The organism is Streptomyces sp. CO7 (genome assembly GCF_053474865.1).
The window spans coordinates 801,998-805,447 of sequence record NZ_JBRIOU010000002.1 but is presented as its reverse complement, the minus strand read 5'-3'; the positions used below and the strand labels follow the sequence as shown (position 1 = coordinate 805,447).

Annotated in this window: 5 protein-coding genes; all 5 read right to left on the bottom strand. The window is 72.8% G+C overall.

Annotated features, from left to right (window positions below; genetic code table 11):
• Window positions 1-29: 29 nt before the first annotated feature.
• Window positions 30-785, bottom strand: coding sequence for an amino acid ABC transporter ATP-binding protein (locus tag ACOV8S_RS05645; protein WP_448316420.1), 756 nt, complete (start codon window positions 783-785; stop codon window positions 30-32).
• A gap of 147 nt (window positions 786-932) precedes the next feature.
• The gene (locus ACOV8S_RS05640; protein ID WP_448316418.1) at window positions 933-1,406 is read right to left on the bottom strand and encodes a DUF6278 family protein; all 474 of its coding nucleotides are present in this window, start codon (window positions 1,404-1,406) and stop codon (window positions 933-935) included.
• Between the two features lie 74 nt (window positions 1,407-1,480).
• The gene (locus ACOV8S_RS05635; RefSeq protein ID WP_448316417.1) at window positions 1,481-2,260 is read right to left on the bottom strand and encodes an exodeoxyribonuclease III; all 780 of its coding nucleotides are present in this window, start codon (window positions 2,258-2,260) and stop codon (window positions 1,481-1,483) included.
• Between the two features lie 73 nt (window positions 2,261-2,333).
• The gene (locus ACOV8S_RS05630) at window positions 2,334-2,969 is read right to left on the bottom strand and encodes an MBL fold metallo-hydrolase (RefSeq protein WP_448316416.1); all 636 of its coding nucleotides are present in this window, start codon (window positions 2,967-2,969) and stop codon (window positions 2,334-2,336) included.
• Between the two features lie 36 nt (window positions 2,970-3,005).
• The coding region (locus ACOV8S_RS05625; protein WP_448316414.1) for a carboxymuconolactone decarboxylase family protein at window positions 3,006-3,450 on the bottom strand (445 nt) is incomplete at its 5' end.

Below are 3,450 nucleotides of genomic sequence, written 5' to 3'. Positions count from 1 at the left end.
GTGCGGGGTTCATCATGGCGCGGCCCCGGTCAGTGCTTGAGGATCTTGGACAGGAAGTCCTTGGCCCGCTCGCTGTGCGGGTCGGTGAAGAACTCCTCGGGCGGACGGTCCTCGACGATCTTGCCGTCGGCCATGAAGACGACGCGGTTGGCGGCGGAGCGGGCGAAGCCCATCTCGTGGGTGACCACCACCATGGTCATGCCCTCGTTGGCCAGCTGCCGCATGACCTCGAGCACCTCGTTGATCATCTCCGGGTCGAGCGCGGAGGTCGGCTCGTCGAAGAGCAGGGCGGTGGGCTCCATGGCCAGGGCGCGGGCGATGGCCACGCGCTGCTGCTGGCCGCCGGAGAGCTGGGCGGGGTACTTGTCGGCGTGGGCGGCGAGCCCCACCCGCTCCAGCAGCTCCCGCGAACGCCGGTCGGCGTCCTCGCGCTTGCGGCGGCGGACCTTGATCTGCGCAAGCGACACGTTCTGCAGGACCGTCTTGTGGGCGAAGAGGTTGAACGACTGGAACACCATCCCGACCTCGGCGCGCAGTCCGGCGAGCGCCTTGCCCTCCTCGGGGAGGGGGCGGCCCTCGAGGTGGATGGCGCCGGACTCGACGCTCTCCAGCCGGTTGATCGCCCTGCACAGGGTGGACTTGCCCGACCCGGAGGGGCCGATGACCACGACCACCTCCCCGCGGGAGACGGTCAGGTTGATGTCCTGGAGGACGTGCAGGTCGCCGTAGTGCTTGTTGACGCCCCGCAGTTCGATCAAAGGCTCGATCTGAGGATCGAAGGCCATGCCCAGCCCCATTGCTCATCGCCGTGTCGTTGGGTCCGAAACTATCCGGGACCGGTCGACAAGTGACGGAGACACGCACTTCGGACACCGCCTCGGCGCGGCCGGGCGGGAGAGCCGGCGCAGGGGGTGGCGCAGGGGGCGAGGGCGTCAGGATTCGGCGGCCTCGGCGTAGACGTGACACAGCTCCGGGGCGCCGTCCGTCGCCCATCCCCGGCCCGCCTCGACGACGTCCAGCTCGCGCCCGGAAGGGAGCCGGACCACCGGCCGCCCGTCGGGCCAGATCTCCCAGACCGCCCCCGGCACCGTGCGCACCACGACGCTGCCGAGGTACAGCCCCGCGTCGTTGCCCAGCCGCAGGACCGCCTCCTCGTCGTCGCGCCACCGCGGCGCGAGCTGGTCGAGCGCCTCCAGGGAGGCCGGGGTGTCGTCCAGGACGACGCCCTGCCCCGCGGCGTGCGCGCGCAGCAGCTCGCACTCGGCGAGCAGCTCGGCGATCGCGCCGGCCGCCGCGAGGTCGCCCGCGCCCCCGCCGGTCCCCGGGCCGGATCCGCCCACCAGCAGCGCCATTCCCCGGGACGGACCGTGCCTCTTGCGCCAGTGGTCCAGGAAGGGAAGGTTCATGCCTTCCAGACTGGCACCGGCCCCGGCCCCTGACCATGGGGCGCGCGGGCCGGATGCGACCCCCGGAGCCCGGGTCAGACCTCGAGGTCGACCACGACCGGCGCGTGGTCGGACGCGCCCTTGCCCTTGCGCTCCTCGCGGTCGACGTACGCGTCCTTGGCCGCCTTGGCGAACGCCTGGTTGCCGAGGACCAGGTCGATCCGTATGCCGCGGTTCTTGGGGAAGGCCAGCTGGCGGTAGTCCCAGTACGTGTACGGGCGGTCGTACTTGAGCGGCCGCGGCACCACGTCCTCCAGCCCCGTCTCCCGCAGCGCGGCGAGCGCCGCCCGCTCCGCCGGGGTGACGTGGGTGAGCCCCTCGAAGGCCGCCACGTCGAAGACGTCCTCGTCGGCGGGGGCCACGTTGTAGTCGCCCATCACGGCGAACGGGCGGCTCCCCTGCGCGTCGCCGGCCACCGCGGCCCGCAGCGCCTCGAACCACTGCAGCTTGTAGGCGTAGTGCGGGTGCCCGACCTCGCGGCCGTTGGGCACGTACACCGACCAGACCCGCACGGGGCCGCAGGTCGCCGAGATCGCGCGCGGCTCCTCGACGCCCTCGTAGCCCGGGTCGCCCGGCAGGCCCTTGACGACGTCCTCCAGGCCCACCTTGGAGAGGATCGCCACGCCGTTCCAGCGGCCCGTGGCGTTGACGGCGGCCTCGTAGCCGGCCTCGCGCAGCGCCTCGAAGGGGAACTGCGCCTCGGCGACCTTGGCCTCCTGAAGGCACAGCACGTCCGTGCCGCTGGTCTCGAGCCAGGCCAGCAGCCTGGGGAGACGGGCGGTGATCGAGTTCACGTTCCAGGTGGCGATACGCATGGGACCACGCTACCGGCTGGGTCCGACAGTCCCGCGTGGGACGGCACGGCCGTGCCGTCCCACGCGGCGAAGGTCACAGCTCGGCCGAGTCCCCGGAGGCCAGCCGCAGGTGCTCGGCGCCGCCGAGGGCGCCGATCTGCCGGTCGTAGATCGGCCGGGCCAGGTCGGTGAGCAGCGCGTCGTGCACGTCGTAGGCCCGCTGCGGCTTGACCTCGCGGACGTAGTCGATCACCTCGGAGAGCTTGCTCCAGGGCGCCTGCACCGGCAGCAGCAGGGTCTCCACCGTGGCGTACTGCGGCACGGTGAGCGCGTCGCCGGGGTGGAAGACGCGGCCGTCGACCAGGTAGCCGACGTTGGTGACCCGCGGGATGTCCGGGTGGATCACCGCGTGCAGCTCGCCGTGCACCTGGACGTCGAACCCGGCGACGGAGAAGGCGTCGCCGTTGCCGACCGTGTGCACGCGGCCGGGGAAGGCGGCGGAGATCGTGTCGGCGACGGCGGCCAGGGTCCAGATCTCGGCCCTCGGGTTCGCCTCCAGTGCCGCGCGCAGCCGGGCCTCGTCGAAGTGGTCGGGGTGCTCGTGGGTGACCAGGACGGCGTCCGCCCCCGCGAGGGCGTCCTCCTCGGTGAACATGCCGGGGTCGATGACGAGCACGCCGCCGTCCTTCTCCAGGCGGACGCAGGAGTGGGACTTCTTGATGAACTTCATGCCCCCATCCTGCCTCGCCGCGCGGCCGCACGGCGTTCACTCCTGGGGCATGGTCTCCTCCCGCACCACCTGCCGGGCGATGGCGAACGCGCGGTTGGCGGCGGGCAGTCCGCAGTGCACGGCGGTCTGCATCAGCACCTCGCGGATCTCGTCGGGGGTGAGGCCGCCCCGCAGCGCGCCGCGGGTGTGGGCGGCGAACTCCTCCCAGTGGCCGCCGGCGACCAGCGCGCCCAGCGCGACGCAGCTGCGGGCGCGCCGGTCCAGGCCCGGCCGGCTCCACACGTCTCCCCAGGCGTGGCGGGTGACCAGTTCCTGGAAGTCGCCGGAGAGGTCGTCCGCCTCGTCCAGCGCGCGGTCCACGTAGGCGTCGCCGAGGACCTCCCGGCGGAGCTTGAGCCCGCTGTCGTACAGGTCGGCGCGGTGGCCTGCCACGGACCGGTCGGGGGCGGGGGCCAGTTCGGCGATCGGCATGGCCCGGGGG